Origin of the sequence: Micromonospora matsumotoense (assembly GCF_900091525.1) — a bacterium.
GTDB classification, from domain to species: domain Bacteria; phylum Actinomycetota; class Actinomycetes; order Mycobacteriales; family Micromonosporaceae; genus Micromonospora; species Micromonospora matsumotoensis.
The window spans coordinates 1-5,252 of record NZ_FMCU01000049.1 but is presented as its reverse complement, the minus strand read 5'-3'; the positions used below and the strand labels follow the sequence as shown (position 1 = coordinate 5,252).

The 5,252-nt window shown below is 71.1% G+C and carries 1 protein-coding gene; it reads left to right on the top strand.

Annotation, left to right across the window (positions count from 1 at the left end; all coding sequences use genetic code 11):
- Window positions 1-33: 33 nt before the first annotated feature.
- Window positions 34-5,252 (top strand): non-ribosomal peptide synthetase (locus tag GA0070216_RS33470; protein WP_245722905.1); only part of this gene is annotated, 5,219 nt, incomplete at its 3' end.

The window sequence follows — 5,252 nt, the reverse complement described above, 5'->3', positions numbered from 1 at the left end:
TTCTTCGCTCTGGGTGGGCATTCGTTGTTGGTGGTGCGGTTGGTGGAGTGGCTGCGTCGGCGGGGGATCGTGGTTGCGGTCCGGGCGTTCTTCCAGACTCCGACGCCTGCTGCTCTGGCTGCTGCCACGGGTGTCCGGCAGGCGCTGGTGCCGGCGAACCGGATTCCGGTCGGTGCCACCCGGATCACCCCGGACATGCTGCCGCTGGTGTCGCTGACCCAGGACGAGGTCGACCGGATCGTGGCCGCTGTCGACGGCGGCGCGGCCAACATCGCCGACGTCTACCCACTCGCCCCCCTACAGGAAGGAATCTTCTTCCACCACCTCATGGCCGCGGGCGGTGACGACACCTATGTCCTGCCCACCGTCATCGAGCTGGCCGACCGCGCGCTCGTCGATCACCTCGTCGACACCCTGAACCTGCTGGTCGAGCGGCACGACATCTTCCGCACGATGATCCTCTGGGACGGCCTGCCGGAGCCGCTGCAGATCGTCCAGCGACGCGCCACCCTACGGATCGAGCCGGTGACCCTCTCCGCGGACTCCGACGACCCGGTCATCGACCTGGTCCGAGCCGGCGGGGCGCGGATGGACCTGGAGCGGGCGCCGCTGATGGACCTGTTCATCGCCCGGCACCCCGACGACGACCGCTGGCTGGTGCTGCTCAGGGTCCACCACCTCGTTCAGGACCACACCGGCCTCGACATCGTCCTGGACGAGGTACGGACACTGTTCGCCGGCCGGGGCGACGAACTGCCGCCGGCGCCACCGTTCCGCGACTTCGTCGCCCAGGCCCGGGCCGGCGTCCCACAGGAGGAGCACGAGCGGTACTTCGCCGCCCTGCTCGGCGACATCGACGAGCCGACCGTGCCGTTCGGAGTGCCGGAGGTCCGCGGTGACGCACGACCAGCCCGCTGGCGGACCCCGTTCCCACCCGGACTGGCCGGCCGGCTGCGCGAGGTCTCCCGCCGACTCGGCGTCAGCCCGGCGACGGTTCTGCACGTCGCCTGGGCGCGGGCGCTCGCCGCCATCTCCGGCCGCGACGACGTCGTGTTCGGTACCGTGCTGTTCGGTCGGATGAACGCCGGCGCCGGCGCCGACCGGGTCCCCGGCCCGTTCATCAACACCCTGCCGGTCCGGGTGCGGATCGGTGACATCGGCGTGCGCGCCGCAGTCGCGGTCATGCGAGACCAACTCGCCGCGCAGCTCGAACACGAACACGCCCCGCTGGCCGTGGCGCAGCGAGTCAGCGGCGTTCCCGCAGACTCCCCGCTGTTCACGTCCATCTTCAACTACCGCCGGAACACCGCCACGGCCGGCCCCGCGGACGACGACGTCGACGGCGTCCAGGTCATCTACACCCACGAGCGCAACAACTACCCGCTCACCGTCTCCATCGACGACGACGGGGACGACGCCAGCGTCTCCGTCGACGCGGTCGAGCCGATCGACGCCAACGCCCTCGGCCGACTGATCGTCACCACCGTCGACGGCCTGGTGACCCGGCTTCGGACGGCCCTCGACCGCGACACCGACCCGCCGCTGCGCGCGGTCGAGGTCCTCGACGAGGACGAACGGCATCGGGTGCTCGTGGAGTGGAACGACACCGCCGCAGACCTCACCAGCGCCCCGGTACCGGAACTGATCCGCCGACAGGTCATGCGTACGCCGGATGCCGCAGCCGCGACCCACGAGGGCGTCGCGATGTCGTACGCCGACCTGAACGCCCGGGCCAACCGGCTCGCCCGGCTGCTCGTGACCCGCGGCGTCGGGCCGGAGTCGGTGGTCGGGCTCTGCCTTCCCCGGGGCCTCGACATGGTGGCGGCCATCATCGCGGTGTGGCGGGCCGGTGGCGCGTACCTGCCGATCGACCCGGAGTATCCGGCCGAGCGCATCGCCTACCTGGTATCCGATGCCCGACCGCAGGTGGTGCTCACCACGTCGAGCTGCGCCAACGTGCTGCCGCCGGAGGTCGCCCCGGTCGTCGTCGACGCCCCGATGCCGGACCACGCCGACGTCGGCTTGCCGGCCGCGCCGGCGCCCGCCCAGGCGGCGTACGTCATCTACACCTCCGGCTCGACGGGCCGACCCAAGGGTGTGTGCGTGCCACACCGCGGCCTGTCGAACCTCGTGTCGGTGTTCGCGGCACTGCTGCGGGTGCGGCCCGGAACCCCGGTGCTGCAGTTCGCCTCGTTCAGCTTCGACGCCTCCGTGCTCGACGTGGCGGTCACCCTCGCATGCGGTGGCACCCTGGTCATCGCCTCGTCGGCGCAGCGCTCCGAACCGGAGTTGCTGCGCCGGCTGGTCACCGCCAGTGGGGTGCGCTCGGCGAGCGTCGTACCGTCGCTGCTGGCTGTGCTCGACCCGGAGCGGTTCACGAACGTCGAGGCGATGGTGGTGGGCTCCGAGGGCATCGACCCGGGGCTGGCCGCCCGGTGGTCCCGGGACCGGCACCTGGTGCACGCCTACGGTCCGACCGAGGCCACCGTCATCATGGCGGCCGGCCGGATCGACCCGGAGTGCGCCGACGGCCCGGTGCCGTTCGGTGGACCGCTGCCGAACAGCCGGGCGTTCGTCCTCGACGCGGCCCTGGCGCCGGTCCCGGTCGGCGTGCTCGGCGAGCTGTACGTGTCCGGCAGACAGCTGGCCCGCGGCTACGTCGGACGATCCGGGCTGACCGCGGAACGCTTCGTCGCCTGCCCTTTCGGATCTGGTGAGCGGATGTACCGCACCGGTGACCTGGTGCGGTGGACCGTCGATGGTGAGCTGGTGTTCGCCGGTCGGGTGGACGACCAGGTGAAGATCCGCGGGTTCCGGATCGAGCTGGGCGAGGTGCGGGCCGCGGTGGTCGCGCACCCGGCGGTGGAGCAGGCCGTGGTGGTTGTCCGGGAGGACAGCCCGGGGGAGCGGCGTCTGGTCGGGTACGTGGTGGCCACCGCGGGCTTGGACGCCGAGGACGTGCGCCGGTTCGTGGCCGGCCGACTGCCTGAGTACATGGTGCCCTCGGCAGTGGTGGTACTCGACGCGCTGCCGTTGACGCCGAACGGAAAGGTGGACCGCGCGTCGTTGCCGGCGCCGACAGCGCGCCCCGCTGTCGGCCGGGCCGTGCTGACCCCCCGCGAGGAGTTGCTCTGCGCGGCGTTCGCCGAGGTGCTGGGCCACGACTCGGTGGGTGTGCACGAGGACTTCTTCGTCCTGGGCGGGCACTCGCTGTTGGCGGTGCGGCTCGCCAGCCGGGTCCGGGCGGTGCTCGGAATGGAGCTGCCGCTGCGGACGCTGTTCGAGGCGCCCACACCGGCGCGGTTGGCGGCCCGGATGTCGGCGGTCCCGATGCGTCCGGCGGTCGTGGCCATGAACCGTCCGGACCGTGTGCCCCTGTCGGCTGCCCAACATAGGTTGTGGTTCGTCAACCACCTGGAGGGCGCGTCGGCGGCGTACCACATGCCGTTCGTCCTGCGGTTGGATGGAGTGGACTCCTCGGCGTTGGAGTCGGCGTTGCGCGATGTGCTCGGCCGGCACGAAGCGCTGCGGACCGTGTTCCCGACCGCCGACGGGGAGCCGTACCAGCGGATCGTCCCGGTCGAGGAGCTGGACTGGCGGTTGACGATTGTCGGGGTCGACGACCTCGACAGCGCGGTGGCGGCTGCGGTTGCCGAACCGTTCGACCTGTCGACGGAGGTGCCGATCCGGGCCTGGTTGTTCGACGACTCGGTGCTGGTGGTGGTGGTCCACCACGTGGCGGCCGACGGGTGGTCGATGACGCCGTTGGCCCGGGATCTGTCCCAGGCCTACGCGGCGCGTTCGGCGGGCCGGACACCGGACTGGTCACCGTTGTCGGTGCAGTACGCCGACTTCGCGCTGTGGCAGCGGGAGTTGCTGGGCGTGGAGACGGACCCGGACAGTGTGCTGTCCCGGCAGGTCCGGTTCTGGCGGGACACGCTGGCCGGCATTCCCGAGGAGTTGGCGCTGCCGACGGATCGGCCCCGCCCCGCGATCCCGAGCTACCGGGGACACGCGGTCTCGGTGGCGGTGCCGGCGGAGGTGCACGCCGCGATGCTCACCCTGGCCCGCGCCGAGGGCGTGACGGTGGCCATGGTGGTCCAGGCCGCGCTGGCGGTGCTGCTGTCGCGACTGGGCGCCGGCGTCGACATTCCGATCGGTACGGCGGTGGCCGGCCGCACCGACGAGGCGGTCGACGACCTGGTGGGGTTCTTCGTCAACACGTTGGTGCTACGGACCGACGTGGCCGGCGACCCCACCTTCGTGGAGCTGCTGGGCCGGGTACGGGAGACCAACCTCGCGGCGTACGAACGGCAGGACGTGCCCTTCGAGCGCCTCGTGGAGGAGCTTGCGCTGACGCGGTCCCTGGCGCGGCACCCGCTGTTCCAGGTGATGCTGACCGTGCAGAACCAGGACGTCGCAGCACTCGACCTCACCGACGTCGACGCCATCCGGACCGCGATGGAGGCTGCGACCGCCAAGTTCGACCTGGAGTTCGGCATCACCGAGGAGTTCGACCCGGACCGGCGACCGGCGGGGCTACGCGGCGAACTGATCGCCGCCGCGGAGCTGTTCGATTCGGGTTCGGTGGGTGTGCTGGCGGAGCGGTTCGTGCGGGTGTTGTCTGCGCTGGTTGCCGATCCGGGTGTGCGGGTGGGTGTGGTGGATGTGTTGGGTGCGGGGGAGCGTTCCCTGGTGTTGTCCGGTTGGAATGACACGGCGGTGTCGTATCCGGCCGGCGACACGGTGGTGTCGTTGTTCACCCGTCAGGTGGCGGTGTCGCCGGATGCGGTGGCGGTGGTGTTTGAGGGTGTGTCGGTGTCGTATCGGGAGTTGGATGCGCGGGCTGGTGCGGTGGCGGGTGTGTTGGTGGGGTCGGGGGTGGGGCCGGAGTCGGTGGTGGGGGTGTGTTTGCCGCGTGGGGTGGATTTGGTGGTGGCGTTGTTGGGGGTGTTGAAGGCGGGTGGTGCGTATCTGCCGATTGATCCGGAGTATCCGCAGGCGCGGGTGGCGGTGATGGTGGCGGATGCGGTGGCGGTGGCGGTGGTGACGTCGGTGGGTTGTGCGTCGGTGGTGCCGTTGGGGGTGGCGCGGGTGTTGGTGGAGGAGGTTGTTCCTTCGCCGGTGCCGGTGCGGGTGGTGGGTGCGGCGCACCCGGCGTATGTGTTGTTTACGTCGGGGTCGACGGGTCGGCCGAAGGGTGTGGTGGTGTCGCATGGGGGTGTGGTGAATCGGTTGCGGTGGATGCAGGA